This is a genomic window from Rhizorhapis sp. SPR117 (assembly GCF_021742065.1).
This window is the reverse complement of the sequence record NZ_JAKKIE010000025.1, coordinates 1-17,283: the sequence shown is the minus strand read 5'-3', so window position 1 is coordinate 17,283 and position 17,283 is coordinate 1. Positions and strand designations below refer to the sequence as shown.

General features: G+C 57.9%; 17 protein-coding genes. 10 read left to right on the top strand and 7 right to left on the bottom strand.

The features are described from left to right. Positions 1 to 117: 117 nt before the first annotated feature. Positions 118 to 534: a hypothetical protein gene (locus L3X40_RS11130; protein WP_237365756.1), complete on the bottom strand. Its 417-nt coding sequence runs from the start codon at positions 532 to 534 to the stop codon at positions 118 to 120. A 119-nt stretch (positions 535 to 653) separates the two neighbouring features. Here L3X40_RS11130 and L3X40_RS11125 point away from each other — a divergent pair, with 119 nt between their 5' ends. The 7 genes from L3X40_RS11125 to phoB all read left to right on the top strand — a co-directional run bounded on the left by L3X40_RS11125 (position 654) and on the right by phoB (position 8,027). Further along, positions 654 to 1,904: a sensor histidine kinase gene (locus tag L3X40_RS11125; protein WP_237365717.1), complete on the top strand. Its 1,251-nt coding sequence runs from the start codon at positions 654 to 656 to the stop codon at positions 1,902 to 1,904. 84 nt (positions 1,905 to 1,988) lie between these two features. After that, positions 1,989 to 3,038 carry a substrate-binding domain-containing protein gene (locus L3X40_RS11120; RefSeq protein WP_237365716.1) on the top strand — a complete coding sequence of 350 codons (1,050 nt, stop codon included), beginning with the start codon at positions 1,989 to 1,991 and terminating at the stop codon, positions 3,036 to 3,038. Positions 3,039 to 3,123: 85 nt separating this feature from the next. Continuing rightward, positions 3,124 to 4,503 carry a phosphate ABC transporter permease subunit PstC gene (gene pstC, locus L3X40_RS11115; RefSeq protein WP_237365715.1) on the top strand — a complete coding sequence of 460 codons (1,380 nt, stop codon included), beginning with the start codon at positions 3,124 to 3,126 and terminating at the stop codon, positions 4,501 to 4,503. Next, a complete protein-coding gene (gene pstA, locus L3X40_RS11110; RefSeq protein ID WP_237365714.1) occupies positions 4,496 to 5,797 on the top strand; it encodes a phosphate ABC transporter permease PstA in 1,302 nt (433 codons plus the stop codon). Before pstC ends, pstA begins: the two co-directional genes overlap by 8 nt. Before the next feature lie 7 nt (positions 5,798 to 5,804). Continuing rightward, on the top strand, positions 5,805 to 6,593 hold the full coding sequence (pstB, locus tag L3X40_RS11105; RefSeq protein ID WP_237365713.1) for a phosphate ABC transporter ATP-binding protein PstB: 789 nt from the start codon (positions 5,805 to 5,807) through the stop codon (positions 6,591 to 6,593). A gap of 23 nt (positions 6,594 to 6,616) precedes the next feature. Continuing rightward, on the top strand, positions 6,617 to 7,324 hold the full coding sequence (gene phoU, locus L3X40_RS11100) for a phosphate signaling complex protein PhoU (protein ID WP_237365712.1): 708 nt from the start codon (positions 6,617 to 6,619) through the stop codon (positions 7,322 to 7,324). Positions 7,325 to 7,328: 4 nt separating this feature from the next. Further along, the gene (gene phoB / locus L3X40_RS11095) at positions 7,329 to 8,027 is read left to right on the top strand and encodes a phosphate regulon transcriptional regulator PhoB (protein ID WP_237365711.1); all 699 of its coding nucleotides are present in this window, start codon (positions 7,329 to 7,331) and stop codon (positions 8,025 to 8,027) included. A gap of 3 nt (positions 8,028 to 8,030) precedes the next feature. Here the strand turns inward: phoB and L3X40_RS11090 are convergent, their stop codons facing one another. Genes L3X40_RS11090 through pgsA form a run of 3 tightly spaced genes read right to left on the bottom strand, consistent with a single transcriptional unit; the run spans position 8,031 to position 9,297 of the window. Then, complete coding sequence (locus L3X40_RS11090) at positions 8,031 to 8,483, bottom strand: molybdenum cofactor biosynthesis protein MoaE (protein ID WP_237365710.1); 453 nt, start codon at positions 8,481 to 8,483, stop codon at positions 8,031 to 8,033. Next, positions 8,480 to 8,743, bottom strand: coding sequence for a molybdopterin converting factor subunit 1 (gene moaD / locus L3X40_RS11085; RefSeq protein ID WP_237365709.1), 264 nt, complete (start codon positions 8,741 to 8,743; stop codon positions 8,480 to 8,482). Before moaD ends, L3X40_RS11090 begins: the two co-directional genes overlap by 4 nt. A 2-nt stretch (positions 8,744 to 8,745) precedes the next feature. Beyond that, positions 8,746 to 9,297 (bottom strand): CDP-diacylglycerol--glycerol-3-phosphate 3-phosphatidyltransferase, encoded by a 552-nt coding sequence (pgsA, locus tag L3X40_RS11080; protein ID WP_237365708.1) that lies wholly within the window; start codon positions 9,295 to 9,297, stop codon positions 8,746 to 8,748. 149 nt (positions 9,298 to 9,446) lie between these two features. Between pgsA and L3X40_RS11075 the strand changes: the two genes are divergently transcribed. Continuing rightward, a complete protein-coding gene (locus L3X40_RS11075) occupies positions 9,447 to 10,715 on the top strand; it encodes an MFS transporter (protein ID WP_237365707.1) in 1,269 nt (422 codons plus the stop codon). A gap of 22 nt (positions 10,716 to 10,737) precedes the next feature. On the opposite strand, the gene L3X40_RS11070 is transcribed toward L3X40_RS11075, so the two are convergent. Continuing rightward, positions 10,738 to 10,917 carry a hypothetical protein gene (locus L3X40_RS11070; protein WP_237365706.1) on the bottom strand — a complete coding sequence of 60 codons (180 nt, stop codon included), beginning with the start codon at positions 10,915 to 10,917 and terminating at the stop codon, positions 10,738 to 10,740. A 218-nt stretch (positions 10,918 to 11,135) separates the two neighbouring features. On the opposite strand from L3X40_RS11070, the gene L3X40_RS11065 reads away from it, so the two are divergent. After that, positions 11,136 to 13,211, top strand: coding sequence for a TonB-dependent receptor (locus tag L3X40_RS11065; protein ID WP_237365705.1), 2,076 nt, complete (start codon positions 11,136 to 11,138; stop codon positions 13,209 to 13,211). A 77-nt stretch (positions 13,212 to 13,288) separates the two neighbouring features. Here the strand turns inward: L3X40_RS11065 and L3X40_RS11060 are convergent, their stop codons facing one another. After that, positions 13,289 to 13,495: a hypothetical protein gene (locus L3X40_RS11060; RefSeq protein WP_237365704.1), complete on the bottom strand. Its 207-nt coding sequence runs from the start codon at positions 13,493 to 13,495 to the stop codon at positions 13,289 to 13,291. Positions 13,496 to 13,662: 167 nt separating this feature from the next. Here L3X40_RS11060 and L3X40_RS11055 point away from each other — a divergent pair, with 167 nt between their 5' ends. Next, positions 13,663 to 15,057 carry a leucyl aminopeptidase family protein gene (locus tag L3X40_RS11055; RefSeq protein WP_237365703.1) on the top strand — a complete coding sequence of 465 codons (1,395 nt, stop codon included), beginning with the start codon at positions 13,663 to 13,665 and terminating at the stop codon, positions 15,055 to 15,057. An 11-nt stretch (positions 15,058 to 15,068) separates the two neighbouring features. On the opposite strand, the gene L3X40_RS11050 is transcribed toward L3X40_RS11055, so the two are convergent. After that, complete coding sequence (locus L3X40_RS11050; RefSeq protein WP_237365702.1) at positions 15,069 to 16,877, bottom strand: ABCB family ABC transporter ATP-binding protein/permease; 1,809 nt, start codon at positions 16,875 to 16,877, stop codon at positions 15,069 to 15,071. Positions 16,878 to 17,283 lie beyond the last annotated feature (406 nt).

Below are 17,283 nucleotides of genomic sequence, written 5' to 3'. Positions count from 1 at the left end.
GCCGATGATATATCAGCGTCAGATCATCAAGCCGCCTTACAAGAAGGTGCTTGGCACCTTCAGCCCGATAAAGATGCTGCCCATCATCCTCCGCCATGACATGAGATCGCAACGCGCTCAGCGTGGCATTTGCAGCGAGGCGTAGCAGGTAAAGCCGCTATTCCCGGCCTGCAACCGGCGAATATAGTTCATATAGGCCTTGCTCTGTTCATAGCTGGTGCCCGGCAGTGTGCGTCCGTGCATGGCGGCCTTGACGTCCTCACCCTTGAAGGCGCGACCAGTCGGGGGAAAGGCGCCGGGCGTGTCAGGTGCGACCAACTGGCCATCGCTGGCGATATAATGACCGGCGCGGCCCATGTCGGGAACCGGGATCTCGCAATTCATCACTGATCCCGCCGTTTGCGCCAATGCAGGCCGAATGGAAACAATGGCCGACGTCGCCACAGCGCCCATCATCAACATCTGGCGGCGCGATGGCGCTGTCAGGCGGCTCTGCTCTTCAGCCTGCCCGGGCTGCTTCTCATGCTTTTCCATCTCGCTCATCTGTATATTTATCCGCGATTTCCCTTACAGAAGCGTAAACCTGTGCAAGCTTCTGAAACACATGCCTATAACCATCGCAGCCCGGCAAAAAATAATCTAGGTCGATAACCATGAATCGTACATCGGTCCTTCAGTTCACAGCAGCGATGTTCATCATCCTGATCGGCGCAACCGGATCGCTGGTTTTTGGCGGAAGCTGGGAAACCGCGCTGATAGCCATCGTCGCGGGTGTTTTTGCCCTGTCGATCATGATCGACCGCCACCCGGAAACAGCCGCAAATGTCGTCCGCGACCCGGAACCTTCGCTGGACCTGTTGGACAATCCCGATTTCGACGGGATGATGGAAGGCATTATCGAACCGCTGCTGATCGTTGCCAATGAGCGGGTCGTGCGCGCCAATCGCACCGCGTTGCGCCTGTTGGGATCACATATCGTGGGAGAGGATGTCCGCATCGCCCTTCGTCACCCTGCTGCGGCCGAACGGCTGACCCATCCCGGCGCCTCGACGCCGGGCGGCTCGATCAACCTTGTTGGGCTGGGCCAGCGGGAACAACGTTGGGAAATGCGCACGGCTTCCATGAGCAAGGGACGGATCATGGTGCACCTGATCGACCGGACCGGCAGCTATGCAGCCGAACGGATGCGCGTCGACTTCGTCGCCAATGCCAGCCATGAACTGCGCACGCCCCTTGCCGCCATATTGGGTTTCATAGAAACGCTGGGCGATCCCAAGGCGGGCGGGGATCGGGAAACGCGCGATCGTTTTTTGAAAATCATGTTCGATGAGGCACGGCGGATGCAGCGTCTTGTCGACGATCTGATGTCTCTGTCGCGAATTGAGGCAGAGAAATATCAATTGCCCGATACACCCGTCGATCTGGCAGAACTCATTGGCGAAGTGGAGAAAATCTTTCACGAACGCCATGGCAAGCGCGGCATGGATGTCGTCTGCGAAATTGAATCCGGGCTGCCGCCCGTGAATGGCGACCAGGCGCAGCTATCGCAACTGCTCCACAATCTCGTCAGTAATTCCGTCAAATATGGAAGACCCGATACGCCCATCGTCGTTCGATTGACACATGGGTCGGGGGCCATGGTCAAATTGACCGTGACCGATGAAAGCGAAGGTATAGATCCTGATCATCTCCCACGCCTGACCGAACGATTTTACCGTGTCGATTCGGGTCGCAGCCGGGCGATGGGAGGCACCGGTCTGGGCCTTGCCATCGTCAAGCATATCGTTGAACGGCATCGCGGCCGGATGGATATCAGCAGCATCGTTGGCAAGGGCACCAACATCACCATCCACCTCCCACCTGCAGATTCAGCGAACCATCCGGCTGCATTGTCATCAAACTGAAACCCAACTGTCACAATGGGCATATGAATCGCTGCTAGAGGCCGCAATCATCATCGGCAGGCCGATGGGATTCATGGAGGAACAATGATTAGGAATATAGCCATTCTCGCCGTTTCGGCGCTTGCCCTTGCGGCATGTCAGGATCAGGCGGGCGGAGATTCGGCCGCTGGCGCACGCGACCAGATTCGCGCCGTCGGATCATCGACAGTCTTTCCCTTTTCTACCGCCGTTGCCGAACAGTTCGTCAACAACAATCCGGGCATGAAGTCGCCGATCATCGAATCGACAGGTACTGGCGCCGGCATGAAGCTATTTTGCGCAGGCGTCGGCGCGGGTCATCCCGATATCGAGAACGCTTCGCGGCGCATGAAGCCCGGCGAATTCGAGATGTGCCAGAAAAACGGCGTGACCGAGATTGTCGAGGTTCAGATCGGCTATGACGGACTGGCCGTGGCCCAGTCGAAGACCGGCACCCCGATGAAGCTGACCCTGGCCCAGATGTATCAAGCGTTGGCAGAAATGCCTTTTGGAAAGCCGCAGACCGCGCAAAAATGGTCGGACATCGACGCGTCGCTTCCCGCCACCCCGATCGCGGTCTTTGGTCCACCCTCGACATCTGGCACGCGCGACTCGCTCGCCGAACTGATCCTTGAAAAAGGCTGCGACACCGATCCGGCGATGAAAGCGTTGAAGGAAAGCGATGCGGACAAGCACAAGGAAATCTGCACCAAGGTGCGTGAAGACGGCAAATATGTCGATTCGGGCGAGAACGACAATCTGATTGTGCAGAAGCTCGCCGCCAATCCCAATGCCGTTGGCGTCTTCGGCTACAGCTTCCTTGAAGAGAATCTCGATAGCCTGCGCGGAATTGCTCTTAATGGCGTGGACCCCACGTACGACACCATCGCCAGCGGCAATTATCCAGGCGCACGGGCCATGTTCATCTATGTGAAAAAGCCGCATGTAACCGCCATTCCGGGTCTGAAGGAATATATGGCGGCCTATGTCAATGCATGGGAGCCGGGTGGTCCGCTCACAAAGCGCGGCCTGATCGCGTCAGTGGATGCAGAGCGCAAGGCCGCAGCAGCCAATGCCGCCAACCTGACAGTGATGAACGGGGCGGACCTGAAATAAGCCGCCCATCGGCACGCCCGTCCACCCATAGGGGCGGGCGTGCCGGACATGATATTAATCGTTTCAACCGGGGGATAAACGTCGCGTGACCGGCCCTGCCATCCTATTGCTCGTCATCGGCCTTGGCCTGATCGCCTGGATCAGTGCGCGCGCCAAGGCTGCTCGTTTGCGGGTCGGAGGAACTGTGCGGCTGCACAGCCTGCCCGGCCATCATGGCTGGTATGTGGCGCTGTGGACGGTTTTGCCCGCATTCCTGTTCCTGGCCGTATGGAGCAACGTGTCGCCCGGCCTTGTCACCCAGGCGGTACTGGCGGACCCCGCCGCGTCGGAATTGCCGCAGGATTCCTTCGCACGCGGCGCGATCCTGTCGGAAGCGCGCAATCTCGCCACCGGCAGGCAGGCGACCGCCTTCAATCCGCAGGCTCAGGCCTTCGTTCCGCTCTATGAACAGGCGCAGGCGCGCTATAATTCGGGCAAGGTATTTCTGGCGCTGATCCTCGCCTTTGCCGGGGGCGCCTATGCCTTTACCCGCATCCGACCCGATTTCCGCGCCCGGACCAGGGTTGAACGGCTGGTGATGATGACGCTGCTTCTTGCCTCGCTGATCGCCATCGTCACGACGGTCGGCATTGTCGCCTCCTTATTGTTCGAATCCGGACGGTTTTTCAGCACGGTTTCGCCAATCGACTTCTTGTTCGGAACCAATTGGAGCCCACAATCGGCAGCCATGGGTTTTGGCCATAAAAATGCCTTTGGCGCGCTTCCGCTCTTTTGGGGCACCGTCTTCATCGGGGCGATCATCGCCATGATCGTGGCCATCCCACTGGGCCTGATGAGCGCCATTTACCTGACCCAATATGCGAAACCTGTTGTGCGCAAGTGGATGAAACCGACACTGGAAATGCTCGCCGGGGTGCCGACGGTGGTTTATGGCTATTTCGCCGCCCTGACCATTGCGCCCGCGCTACGCGACTTCGCCGTTTCCATCGGTATCAGCGGCGCATCATCCGAAAGCGCGCTGGCCGCCGGTCTTGTTATGGGCATCATGATCATTCCCTTTGTCAGTTCCATGGCCGACGACAGCATCGCTGCCGTGCCGCAATCCATGCGTGATGGTTCACTTGCCATGGGCGCAACGACCAGTGAGACGATCAAGCGCGTATTGATCCCCGCAGCACTTCCCGGCGTGGTCGGCGGCGTTCTTCTGGCCGTCAGCCGGGCAATCGGCGAAACGATGATCGTGGTGATGGCCGCGGGCCTTGCCGCCAACATGACTCTCAACCCCTTCGCCAGCGTCACGACGGTTACCACGCAAATCGTGCAGTTGCTCACGGGGGATCAGGAATTTGACAGCCCCAAAACGCTCGCCGCTTTCGCCCTTGGGCTGGTGCTGTTCATCGTCACGCTGCTGCTCAACATCGTCGCCCTGCGCGTCGTCAAAAAATACCGGGAGGCCTATGACTGACATGGCACTCGACCGCGCTCCCATTCCCAGTCCCACGGTTGCCGAAACGCGCACGCCCACCGACTGGGCAGCCCAACCGATGCAGCAACGCATCCGCAGCCGTTATGCTGCTGAACGGCGGTTCCGTCTGCTTGGGCTGGTGGCCGTATTGCTATCGGCTGGTTTCCTCGCCTTTCTGTTGATCACCATGATTGGCAATGGCGCGCGCGGCTTTACCCAGACCAATGTGCAACTGCCCGTTGATTTTCGCACAGCGCCGGTGATGATCGATCCCGCGATGCTCAAGGATGGAAATGCCGATCGCATCCTGTCCAATGCCAATCTGCCTGCGGTCACGGCACATGCGGCAAAGAAGGCCCTGGGGGATGATTGGGACAGGCTGATTTCGCCCAACAGCTGGCTCGAACTGCGTAAGGCGATCAAGGCCGATCCAGCAATATTGACGCAGGCGGTCACCATTGCAGTCCCTGCTGCCACGGAAATAGATCGCGCCGCAAAGGGCGATAGCAGCGCTGATGCGGAAGCCGCCTATAAGAAATTAAAGGCTCAAGGCCTTGTTTCGACCGAGTTCAATACCGGTTTTCTGACCGAAAGCGACGCCACCGATCCAACTCAGGTCGGTATATGGGGTGCGTTCAAGGGGTCGCTGCTGACGATGCTGGTAACCTTGGTGCTCAGCTTTCCGGTGGGGGTGCTTTCCGCGCTCTATCTGGAGGAATATGCGCCCCGTAACCGGTGGACCGATCTGATCGAAGTATCGATCAACAATCTGGCAGCGGTGCCATCCATCATCTTCGGTCTGCTCGGCCTCGCCATTTTCCTCAACATCCTCCATTTTCCGCGCTCCGCGGCGCTGGTCGGCGGATTGACGCTGGCGTTGATGACCATGCCGGTCATCGTCATCGCCGGACGCAACGCCATCAAGTCTGTCCCACCTTCGATACGCGACGCAGCGTTGGGCGTGGGCGCAAGCCCCGTTCAAGTGGTGTTCCACCATGTTCTGCCGCTGGCATTACCGGGGATATTGACCGGCACGATCATCGGCATGGCACGCGCGCTGGGTGAAACCGCGCCGCTGTTGATGATCGGCATGCGCGCCTTCATAGCCACGCCTCCCGGTGGTATTATGGACCCGGCCACAGTGCTTCCCGTGCAGATTTTCCTCTGGTCGGATGAGGTCAGCAAGGGTTTTGTCGAAAAAACCTCTGCCGCCATCATTGTCCTGCTTGCTTTCCTGCTCGCCATGAACGGGTTTGCCATTTATCTCCGCAACAAATTCGAAAAGCGCTGGTGACATGCATATGATCAAAACCAACGACGCCCCGGTTCTTCAAAAATCGAAGATGACAGCGCGAAATGTGAACGTCTATTACGGGGACAAACAGGCCATCAACGATGTGTCCATCGATGTGGACATGGAGAATGTGACGGCCTTCATCGGCCCCTCCGGTTGCGGTAAATCAACGTTCCTGCGGACATTGAACCGCATGAACGACACCGTCGCCAGTGCCCGCGTGGAAGGCGAAATCACGCTTGATGGAGAAAATATCTACGCTTCATCCATGGACGTGGTGCAATTGCGCGCACGTGTCGGCATGGTATTTCAAAAGCCCAACCCCTTTCCCAAATCGATCTTTGAAAATGTCGCTTATGGTCCGCGTATCCATGGCCTTGCCAACTCAAAGGCCGATCTGGAGGTCATTGTCGAAAAGTCCCTGCGGCGGGCGGGCTTGTGGGAAGAAGTCAAGGACCGGCTGCATGAAAGTGGCACCGCATTGTCTGGCGGCCAGCAACAGCGGCTGTGCATCGGCCGCGCGATTGCGGTAGAGCCTGAAGTCATCCTGATGGATGAGCCATGCTCTGCCCTGGACCCTATCGCCACCGCCAAGATCGAGGAATTGATCCACGAACTGCGCGGCAATTACGCCATCGTCATCGTAACCCACAATATGCAGCAGGCCGCTCGCGTGTCGCAACGCACCGCCTTTTTCCATTTGGGAACGCTTGTGGAATATGGCGTAACATCCGACATATTCACCAATCCACGTCAGGAACGGACGAAGGATTACATCACTGGCCGCTATGGTTGAAGTGAACGAGAAGGAACAAAGTCATGGCTCTTGGTAACGAACATACCGTCAAGGCTTTTGACGACGACATCGACAAGCTGCGCGGCCTGATTTCCGAAATGGGCGGACGCGCTGAAGCCGCCATTTCGGAAGCGATGACCGCTCTGACCCGCAGGGATCTGGAACTTGCCGCGCATGTGGTGGAAAACGACCGCAAAATCGACGAGATGGAAACGGAAATCGAAAAGCTCGCCGTCCAGACCATCGCCCTTCGTGCGCCGATGGCGGACGATCTGCGTGAGGTCGTGGCCGCTCTAAAGATCGTCGGCATTATCGAACGCATTGGCGATTATGCCAAGAACATCGCAAAACGGGTTCCGCTGGTTACGGAAAATAGCGGCATACAGCCCAGTTCGTTGCTGCCCTCCATGGCGCAGGTCGCCAGCGAAATGGTCCATGACGTACTCAACGCCTTTGCCGCGCGCGATGCCGATCTGGCCGATGCGGTCTGCCATCGGGACAAGGTGGTCGACGACTTCTACAACAGCATTTTTCGCACACTCGTCACCTATATGATGGAAAACCCGCGGCATATTTCAGAATCGGCCCATCTGCTGTTCATCGCCAAGAATATTGAACGCATTGGTGATCATGCGACCAATATCGCCGAAATGGTTTATTTCGCCGCCACCGGCCAACATTTGCCTGAGCGGGAACGCGGCGAAAATCCATCGGAACCGCACGAAGGATAATCATATGGCACGTGCGAAAATGTTGTTGGTGGAGGATGATGCCGCCCTTGCGGAATTGCTCATCTGGCACTTCAAACGGGAAGATTTCGAAGTCTCCCATACGGTCGATGGTGAAGAGGCGCTGTTGTTGGCGCAGGAAAACACGCCTGACATCGTCCTGCTCGACTGGATGGTCGAAAGCCTGTCCGGCATAGAGGTCTGCCGCCGCCTGCGCCGGATGACCGAAACCGCGAATGTGCCGATCATCATGCTGACCGCGCGCGGCGAAGAGGAAGACCGCGTCCGCGGCCTTGAAACCGGCGCGGACGATTATGTGACCAAGCCCTTTTCTCCACGCGAACTGGTCGCGCGGGTCGGTGCGGTACTCCGCCGTGTACGTCCGGCACTGGCAGGCGAAACGCTGAGTTTTGCCGATATTGAAATGGATACGGTAGGGCACAAGGTACGCCGCAGCGGTTCCATGGTCCCGCTTGGCCCCACAGAATTCCGCCTGCTCAAGCATTTTCTGGAGCATCCGGGCTGGGTCTTTTCCCGTGAGCGACTGCTCGACAGCGTATGGGGTCAGGACAGCGATATCGAACTGCGCACCGTGGATGTCCACATCCGCCGCTTGCGCAAGGCCATTAACGTCAACGGCGCCCACGACATCATCCGCACCGTGCGTTCGGCAGGCTATGCGCTTGATACCGATGGAGCGCTTTAGAAATCAACTTTCGCTTGTGCGCCAGCGCGCCGCGCGCGCATCGTCTTCCCCACGCGCTTCGACCCAGTTTGTGCGCCCGTCAGCGTAACGTTCGCGTTTCCAGAATGGCGCACTGGTCTTTAGCCAATCGATCAGGAACGCACAGCTTTCCAGCGCCGCCTGCCGATGCCGCGCCGCCGTTGCGACAAAAACGATGCGGTCGCCCGGTGTCAGCGGCCCGACACGGTGGATGATTCTGACGCCCAATAGCGACCAGCGCGTCGCGGCTTCGTTTGCCAGAGTTTCAAGCTGCGTCTGTGTCATCGCCGGATAATGGTCAAGATGCAGTTCGACAAGACCGCCATCGCCCCGAACAAGGCCGGTAAAACTCGCCACTGCGCCGCCGCCGCTCTTCTCCAGCGCGGTCTGCTCCCGGCCTGGATCGAAATCTTCGTTCTGGACAGAAACGCTGATCATCCGCCTGTTACCGGCGGAAAGATCGCCAGCTCCCGTGCATCGCCAATCGGTGTATCGGTCGAAACAAAATTTTGATCCAGTGCGGCGCGCAATCGAGTCGGATCGGCCAACGCCTCCGCATAACCACCGCCACGTGCAGCCAGCATCGCGACAATATCCCGCACCAGCACCTCTTTGCCCGGGTGGTCGATGGTTTCGCCACCTGAACCAATTTGTTCACGCACCCAGGCGAAATAGAGAATGTCGATCCTGCCTGTCACTGTCAGTCCATATGCTTGATGCCAACGCGCAGATAGTCCCACCCGGTAATCAACGTCAGGATAGCGGCGGCCCACAATGTCGTAAGGCCCGTCAGTTTAATGAAGGCAAAATGCGGCAATGCACCCGCGAGAATCAATGCGCCGAGGGCAATGAGCTGGAAAGTCGTTTTCCATTTGGCAAGATTCGACACCGGCATCGACACCCGTAATTCGGCCAGGAATTCCCGCAAGCCAGACACGGCGATTTCGCGCAGCAATATGATGATGGCCGCGATGATGTGAATGCCCGCTATATCGCGTGTAGCCGCCAGCATGACGATGACCGCCGCCACCATGATCTTGTCGGCAATGGGGTCAAGAAAAACGCCCATTTTCGACACCGCACCGTTTGCGCGCGCCAGATAGCCGTCGAAATAATCGGTGATGCCCATCAGACAATATAGCGCGAACGCAAAGGCATACCCTGTCTGCCATTGCGGGAACCAGAGCAGCCCCATCAAGAGGGGAACCGCAAAGATTCGGGATAGGGTCAATATGTTGGGTAAGGTCAGCATAGTCTTTCGTTCGGCATAGTCTTTTTCTCCGCCGATGGAAATGCATGCCGTGAATATCGCTGACAGGTATAAATTCTGTTGGCCCCGACGATGCTTTTGGCTACATGCGGCCCCGCACCCTTCGTCGCAACAACGAGAACAGCCCCAATATGCAGGTATCCCTTAGGCTTCTTGGCAAGCGAAGGTTCCTGCCAATTTTCGGCACGCAGTTTTTGGGCGCGTTTAACGACAATCTGTTCAAGACGGCGATGGTGCTGTTCGCCACCTACACCATCTACAGCGATCCGCGCATGGAATCCAATTTCAACGCGCTTTCGACCGGCCTGTTCATCCTGCCCTTCTTCATCCTCTCGGCCCTGTCGGGTCAGCTTGCCGACAGCATGGACAAGGCGCGCATCATCCGCATCGTAAAGATAGCGGAAATCGGAATCATGGCAGTGGGATCGATTGGCCTGATGCTGAAGAATATCCCGCTGATGCTCGTCGCCGTGTTGGCCATGGGTGTGCATTCCACTTTTTTTGGCCCGATCAAATACGCCATCCTGCCTCAGCATCTGAAAGAGGATGAAGTGCTGGGCGGTACGGGCCTCGTCGAAGCGGGAACCTATCTCGCCATCCTGGCTGGCACCATTGCGGCGGGATGGATGAATGCCGAAGTTACTGCCGCGACCGTCATGTGCATCGCCATCGCCGGCTATTATTGCGGACGACAGGTCCCCCCCGCCCCGCCAGTGGGTGACCCTATAAAGATCGACCATAATCCGCTGCGATCGTCCTGGCGGCTGATCAGCATCACCATGCATATTCCCCGGCTGTTCCTCGCCATCTGCGCCATCAGCTTTTTCTGGATGATCGGTTCCATCCTCATCATCATCTTTCCGCCATTGGTGAAAAATGTCTTCACTGCCAGCAAGGAAGTCGCCAGTCTTTTCCTTGCCATTTTCTCCATTGGCGTGGCCATCGGATCAGTGGCGATCAACCGGCTGCTACGGGGTAATGTATCGGCGAAATTCGGTCCCGCCTCGGTCCTGGCAATGGGGGGATTCATTCTGTATCTTTATATTATGGCACATAGCTGGGCTGGTGCGCCGTCGGGGCAGTATTACGACGTTTCTACCTTCATTGCCCATCCCGGCGCATGGCATGTGGTGACAGCATTGCTGGGCATAGCGATCAGTGGCGGCATGTTCGTGGTACCGCTTTATGCCTTCCTCACCACCACCGTCAGCAAAGGTGAAACCGCACGGACTGTGGCCGCCAATAATGTGGTTAATTCAGGCGCCATGACCATCGGCGCCTTGGCGATCCTCGCCGCGACCAATGCCGGACTTTCGGTGACAGGCGCATTGTTGCTGGTGGCGGCTATGTGCCTTGCATCGGCATGGCTTGCCTGGAAACTCCATTGCGCCTGCGACTAAGGTCGATGCGGCGGCACCTGTTTCACAATATGAATGTGTAAAACACCGTGAAAAAGGCGGAAAAGCTGAGCATGAACAGCTTCCAGTCCTGATCGTCCGACTTCCGTCTGCTCTTGGGGTCCACCACGAACACTTGCATCGGCAGGCTTTGCCGAAACGGGTGACGCGCGGCTTCGGTGGTCAGGACAAATCTTCGTTTCATGAAAGAAGTGTTAACGGATTTTTAACGATTTAGGCTAGTGGGAAAGGTGGTTAACACGCCGGCTGTACCGCTGCGGGACATTCCCTTCATGTTCAAACCGATCCCTCCGATGAGCGGACGGCAAACTACGTCAAAATAATCTATTTACCTCTATTGATATGTTGTAACATTAAATTTATGAAGCCTGTCACCTCATGAAATTCAAGGTTGCTGCTCATATGCCAAAACATCTCCTGCTTACCGGTTCTGCTTTGCTGCTGTTCGCGCCATCTGCCCATGCGCAGAGCGATCCTGCTCCACAGCGACGCGATTATCATGCGGAAGTTCCAAAGGAAATTGTCGTTACCGGCGCTTTTCAGCGGAACCAGGAGGACATTTTGTCGGGCACATCCGTGCTGACCGGCACTGACCTGGTTCGCAACCTGAAAACCACCATTGGCGATACGCTGACCAGTCAGCCGGGCGTGTCGGCGACATCCTTTGGTCCCAATGCCTCCCGTCCTGTACTCCGCGGTTTTCAGGGTGAGCGGGTGCGGGTGCTAACAGATGGCATTGGCAGTTTCGACGTTTCCAATACATCGGTCGACCATGCCGTCGTCATCAACCCGTTGACCGCGGACCGGATCGAGGTCCTGCGCGGCCCATCGGCGCTGATGTTCGGATCGGCAGCTATCGGCGGCGTGGTCAATGTGGTCGATAGTCGCATTCCGCGTCGCATTCCCGATGAGCCAGTTCATATCGACGGCATGGCGACCTATGGCAGCGCCGCCAATGAACGTTCAGTCTCTGCTGCGGTCGATGCGCCTGTGGGCGGCAAGATCGTATTTCATGTCGACGGCACCTATACCAAGAGCGGCGACCTCGATACCGGCAGTTATATATTGACGCCCGACCTACGCGCGCAGGCAGCGGCAAGCAGCGATCCCGATATTGCGGCGCTGGCCGATCTGAAAGGCAAGCTGCCCAACAGCGCGGGGCGGACATGGGACGTGGCGGGCGGCGTCGCGCTGATCACCGACACAGGCAATCTGGGCTTTTCGGTCAGCCATTTCGACAGCCTTTACGGCGTGCCTGTCCGCTATTCGCTCGACCCCAATGTCGAGGCCGAACAGGTGCGGCTCGACATGAAACAAACGCGCGCGGATGTCCGCGGCGAAGTCGATACCGGCGGCAGTTTCCTGGACAAGATTCGTTTCCGTGCGGGCTTTGCCGATTATCAGCATAGCGAACTGGAAGACACCGGCGCAGTCGGCACCACATTCTATAGTCAGGGCCTCGAATCCCGGCTGGAACTGGTGCAGCAAAAACATGGCGGCTGGCAGGGCGCGATTGGTGCACAGATGCTGATGCGAGATTTCCATGTCGTTGGCGATGAGAAGTTCCTGCCCAAGAACGCAACGCAACAATATGGACTTTTCACTTTGCAATCTGTCGATTTCGGCAAACTGCGGGCTGAAGCAGGGGCCAGGATCGAACATAGCATCGTCAATGCGGATGCGGATGCTGATATCGGCAATCCCGCCTATCGCCGCACATTCGATGCGGTTTCAGGCTCGATTGGCGCCAGCTATACACTGGCTGATGGCTGGCGCATCGGCGTGAATGGATCGCATAGCCAGCGCGCACCGGCAGCCGAGGAACTGTTCGCCAACGGGCCGCACGCCGGAACGCAGGCATTTGAGATAGGCGATCCTGACCTGAAGCTGGAAAAGAACTGGGGACTGGAAGCGACCCTGCGCGGTTCAGGCGATGGCTATCATGTCAGCGCATCCGCCTATCATAGCTGGTTCGACAATTATATTTACGACGTGCGGACCGGCGCGGTCGAAGACGACCTGCCTGTCTTCCAATATTATCAGGGCAAAGCGCGTTATTACGGATTTGAAGCCGAGGCATCGGTCAAGCTTGCGCAACTGGGTGATTATACCATCAACGCTGATGCTTTGGGAGATTATACCCATGCCCGCATCACCGGCGTTGGCGCGGCGCCGCGCATCCCGCCGCTGCGCCTTCTGGGCGGACTGGAGGCGCAGAGCGAACGGCTTCAGGGCCGGATAGAGGTAGAGCATGTCTTCGACCAGAAACGCATTGCGCTGAACGAAACACGCACCAACGACTATACGCTGGTGAATGCCTCGCTGTCCTTCAATCCTTTTGCCGGGAATGGAACAAGCGTGGTGCTATCGGCCAACAATATCTTTGACGTAGAAGCGCGGCGGCACGCAAGCTTCCTGAAGGATTTTGCGCCTCTGAGCGGGCGGGATTTCCGGGTGAGCACGCGCTTTACGTTCTGAACTCACGCAATGGGCGAGGCGGCCAGGTGCATTTTACTTTGGCCTGTCCGGCCTCGCCCGAAGGAACAACCTGACAGTCAGGCTTCGCTCTTAGCCGCCGTATTGCATCGATCGTGCAGTGCCTGACGGAATATTTCACTTTGCATCGCCCGGGCGGCATTGGGCCATCCTTCGCTGATCAAGGCCCTTTCAATCTCCAGAACCGTGGTGAACCTGGCGCTGTCGGCCAAGGCGAAGGCTCTGTCTCGCATCGCGCGATCAGCCTTGTTCTCTGTGATATTCATAATCCCCTCCATCGATGGCATAGGACATTTCATTAACGTTCGAGCAGGGGAAGGTTTCCACGATAAAGGGAAAACCGGTCGCTTCACCCCACCCTGTCGTGACAGGAATCAACCATATCAGAAATCAGGGATTCCCCCTAACCGCCCTTTATAATAGGGTTCCGTACATGACCGACTATTCCGATCTGATAAAGCCCGACACCGGGCAAGCCGCCCGCTCCATCCACCTTGTCGACAGCAAGACATTCGATAACTGGTTGAAGGACCAGTCCGAACGCCGCCGCGCTGCGGTCGCTGCGCAAAAATTTGCGGGCAAAGGATATGAGCTGGCCATACTGCCGGACGAAAAACCCGATATATGGTCGGTGGTCATAGGTGTCGCCAATGTCAATTCACTGTCGAGTTGGTGCCTTGCCAAGGCCGCCGAAGCCCTGCCCGAAGGAACGTACCGGATCGAGCACCATCAGCCCGGACCTGCCATGTTCGGCTGGCTGACCGCACAATATCGTTTCGAACGCTATCGCAGGCCGGATAGCCGCACGGGACCACGCATCCTGCTCACCAACGAAGTCGGCAAGATCGAGGAAACTGTCCGTCTGGCCCAGGCGACAGCGCTTGTCCGCGACCTTGTAAATACGCCTACCGCCGACATGGGACCATCCGACCTGCAGGCCGCGACAGAAGCGACTGCCAAGGAATTTCATGCAAAAATCACGGTAACGCGCGGCGATGATCTGGAGACCGGTTATCCCATGATTCATGCCGTAGGGCGGGCAGCGGGTAAGGATTTTGCGCCACGCCTTATCGAAATGACCTGGGGCAATGCCAAAAACCCGAAAATCGCCATTGTCGGCAAGGGCGTCTGCTTTGACAGTGGCGGCCTGGACATCAAGCCATCATCGGGCATGCGTTTGATGAAAAAGGACATGGGCGGCGCGGCGCACGCGCTGGCGCTGGCGCGACTGGTCATGGCCGCACGGTTGCCCGTCCATCTTCACCTGCTCATCCCTGCGGTTGAGAACGCGATCGGTGGCAACGCTTTTCGCCCCGGCGACATATTGACCAGCCGCAACGGATTGACCGTTGAAATCGGCAATACCGATGCGGAAGGCCGGCTCGTGCTTGCCGACGCACTGACAAAAGCGGGAGAGGACAGCCCAGAGCTCATCCTCGATTTCGCAACATTGACCGGCGCGGCGCGGGCGGCATTGGGGCCGGACATCCCCGCTCTTTTCGCCAATGATGATGATCTGGCACAAGCGCTTTTGAAAGAGGGCGACGAAATCGACGATCCGGTGTGGCGACTGCCGCTTTGGGCCGCCTATGCCGACATGCTGAAATCGGATATTGCCGACATCAACAACGCAGCCGAAAATGGCTTTGCCGGTGCGACTACCGCCGCGCTTTTCCTGCAGAAATTTGTGCCGGAGGGTACAAAATGGGCGCACTTCGACACTTTTGCCTGGCGCCCCGTCGCCAAACCCGGACGTCCCAAAGGTGGTGAGGCGCTGGGCCTGCGGGCCGCGTGGGCGATGCTGGCCAACCGCTATGGCGGCGGCTAGAGGAAAGCCCCTCAGACTTCCTCCATCTCCCGCTCGGACGCCTGACGCGCCCACATTGCAGCATACAGTCCGCCACGCGCCATCAGTGCAGTATGACTTCCGCGTTCGGCAACCTTTCCCGCATCCAGCACAATAATCTCGTCCGCATCCACGACCGTGGAAAGACGGTGCGCGATGATGATTGTGGTGCGCCGCTGGGCTATGGTGCTCAGCGTTGCCTGAATGTCCGCCTCGGTTCGGCTATCGAGCGCGCTGGTCGCTTCATCGAGAATCAGGATCGGCGGGTTCTTGAGCAGCGTCCGGGCAATGGCCACGCGCTGCTTTTCTCCACCTGACAGCTTCAACCCCCGTTCGCCAACGCGCGTGTTCAGGCCCTGCGGCATGGCATGGACGAAGCCTGCGATCGCCGCGCCGCGCATGGCGGCCTCAATCTCATCCTCGCTTGCTTCCGCACGGCCATAAGCGACATTGTAACCAATGGTGTCATTGAACAGCACGGTATCCTGCGGAACGATGCCGATCTGTTCACGCAGGGAGGCTTGCGTCACCTTTGATATATCTTGTCCATCGATCAAAATCCGCCCGCTCTGAACATCATAAAATCGGAACAACAGGCGAGCGATGGTCGATTTTCCCGCGCCGGATGGACCGACAATGGCAAGCGTCCGGCCCGACGGAATATGAATGTCGAGGCCATGGAGGATCTGTCGATCGGCGCTGTAGCCGAAATGTACATTTTCAAAGCGCACCTCGCCCGCCTCCACGTGCAAAAGCGGCGCATCGGGTGCATCGGCAATGTCAGTCGGCGTGTCGATCAGGGCGAACATCGCCTCCATGTCGATCAGACCCTGACGAATGTTGCGATAGACCATGCCAAGCATATCGAGCGGACGGAACAGTTGCGCCAACAGCGTATTCACCAGCACGACGTCACCTGTGGTGAACATGTTCCGGCTCCAGCCCCAAACGGTATAGCCCATGGCTCCAGCCATCATCAGGTTGGTAATCAGCGCCTGCCCGACATTCAGCAGCGCCAGACTGTTTTCGCTCTTGACCGCCGCATCGGCATAGGTGCGAACCGCCTTGCTGAACCGCGCCTGTTCCCGCGCCTCCGCATTGAAATATTTCACGGTTTCGAAATTCAACAGCGAGTCGACGGCATGGGCATATGCCGTCGTATCCAGATCGACCATATCGCGGCGCAGCTTCGTCCGCCATTCGGTGACGGTCCTGGTGAACCAGATGTACAGCACGACCATCACCAGCGTCAGGCCCACTATGCCAGCGCCGAATTTGAGGAAGAAAATAACGCAAACCGCCGCCAGTTCAATGATTGTGGGGGCGATATTGAACAGCAGAAAATAGAGCATGACATCGATGCTCTTGGTTCCCCGTTCAATGATCTTGGTGACTGCGCCCGTCTTGCGATTGAGGTGAAAACGGAGAGAAAGCTGGTGAAGATGGCCGAACAGATGCTCGGTCAGGCGCCGCGTCGCCTCCTGCCCCACCCGTTCAAAGGCGACGTTGCGGACATTGTCGAACATGACGGACGCGAAACGCGCGCCTGCATAGGCCACGACCAGGGCGATTGCCAGTCCAACGGCAGGTTCCATCCCCGGCGTCATCCGATCGATGACCCCCTTATACGCAAAGGGCATGACGAGACTGACTGCCTTGCCCAACAGCACAAAGACCAGCGCCACAACCACCCGGCGGCGCAGCGCAGGAGCATCGGCGGGCCATAGATATTTCAGGAAACGCCGCAACGTCGCCAATACGGGCGGAATGGGCTGATCGTCGGCTGGTGGTTCAGGTGGCATGGCAAGGCATGTAGTACGCGGCGCGACAAAGTCCAATCACCACTGCCCCGAACGGCCATTCTATAAGGCGGCGGAATGTCGCCTGAGCCGGAGACAGCACTGTGGGGAATGCTGTCGCCGGCTCAGGGAAGGTCGTAGGCAAGTCCTTTACTCAGCCGTGTGGGGTTCGGCTGTGCACAGGACATATCTGCCTACTCGCACGAACCGCTCCAAATCCCGTGTCGGAGTGCGAGACCAGATACACAACCCGACGGCAGGACCAACGAGAGATCCGTGTTCATTGTTAACGGCGTTCCCGACATCAGCCAGGGATGACAAGGACGCGACCCGCTGAATGACTGACCGGCTGATGCCGGTAGGATCAAGTGGAGGGGCTGAAGCCGTTTCTGTGGGAATGCCGGTCCAG

What these genes read in the sequence shown, in the direction of transcription:
- L3X40_RS11130 (WP_237365756.1), bottom strand. Translation starts at nt 534, where the DNA reads ATGGAAAAGCATGAGAAGCAGCCCGGGCAGGCTGAAGAGCAGAGCCGC.
- L3X40_RS11125 (WP_237365717.1), top strand. Translation starts at nt 654, where the DNA reads ATGAATCGTACATCGGTCCTTCAGTTCACAGCAGCGATGTTCATCATC.
- L3X40_RS11120 (WP_237365716.1), top strand. Translation starts at nt 1,989, where the DNA reads ATGATTAGGAATATAGCCATTCTCGCCGTTTCGGCGCTTGCCCTTGCG.
- pstA (WP_237365714.1), top strand. Translation starts at nt 4,496, where the DNA reads ATGACTGACATGGCACTCGACCGCGCTCCCATTCCCAGTCCCACGGTT.
- pstB (WP_237365713.1), top strand. Translation starts at nt 5,805, where the DNA reads ATGATCAAAACCAACGACGCCCCGGTTCTTCAAAAATCGAAGATGACA.
- phoU (WP_237365712.1), top strand. Translation starts at nt 6,617, where the DNA reads ATGGCTCTTGGTAACGAACATACCGTCAAGGCTTTTGACGACGACATC.
- phoB (WP_237365711.1), top strand. Translation starts at nt 7,329, where the DNA reads ATGGCACGTGCGAAAATGTTGTTGGTGGAGGATGATGCCGCCCTTGCG.
- L3X40_RS11090 (WP_237365710.1), bottom strand. Translation starts at nt 8,483, where the DNA reads ATGATCAGCGTTTCTGTCCAGAACGAAGATTTCGATCCAGGCCGGGAG.
- pgsA (WP_237365708.1), bottom strand. Translation starts at nt 9,297, where the DNA reads ATGCTGACCTTACCCAACATATTGACCCTATCCCGAATCTTTGCGGTT.
- L3X40_RS11075 (WP_237365707.1), top strand. Translation starts at nt 9,447, where the DNA reads ATGCAGGTATCCCTTAGGCTTCTTGGCAAGCGAAGGTTCCTGCCAATT.
- L3X40_RS11070 (WP_237365706.1), bottom strand. Translation starts at nt 10,917, where the DNA reads ATGAAACGAAGATTTGTCCTGACCACCGAAGCCGCGCGTCACCCGTTT.
- L3X40_RS11065 (WP_237365705.1), top strand. Translation starts at nt 11,136, where the DNA reads ATGCCAAAACATCTCCTGCTTACCGGTTCTGCTTTGCTGCTGTTCGCG.
- L3X40_RS11060 (WP_237365704.1), bottom strand. Translation starts at nt 13,495, where the DNA reads ATGAATATCACAGAGAACAAGGCTGATCGCGCGATGCGAGACAGAGCC.
- L3X40_RS11055 (WP_237365703.1), top strand. Translation starts at nt 13,663, where the DNA reads ATGACCGACTATTCCGATCTGATAAAGCCCGACACCGGGCAAGCCGCC.
- L3X40_RS11050 (WP_237365702.1), bottom strand. Translation starts at nt 16,877, where the DNA reads ATGCCACCTGAACCACCAGCCGACGATCAGCCCATTCCGCCCGTATTG.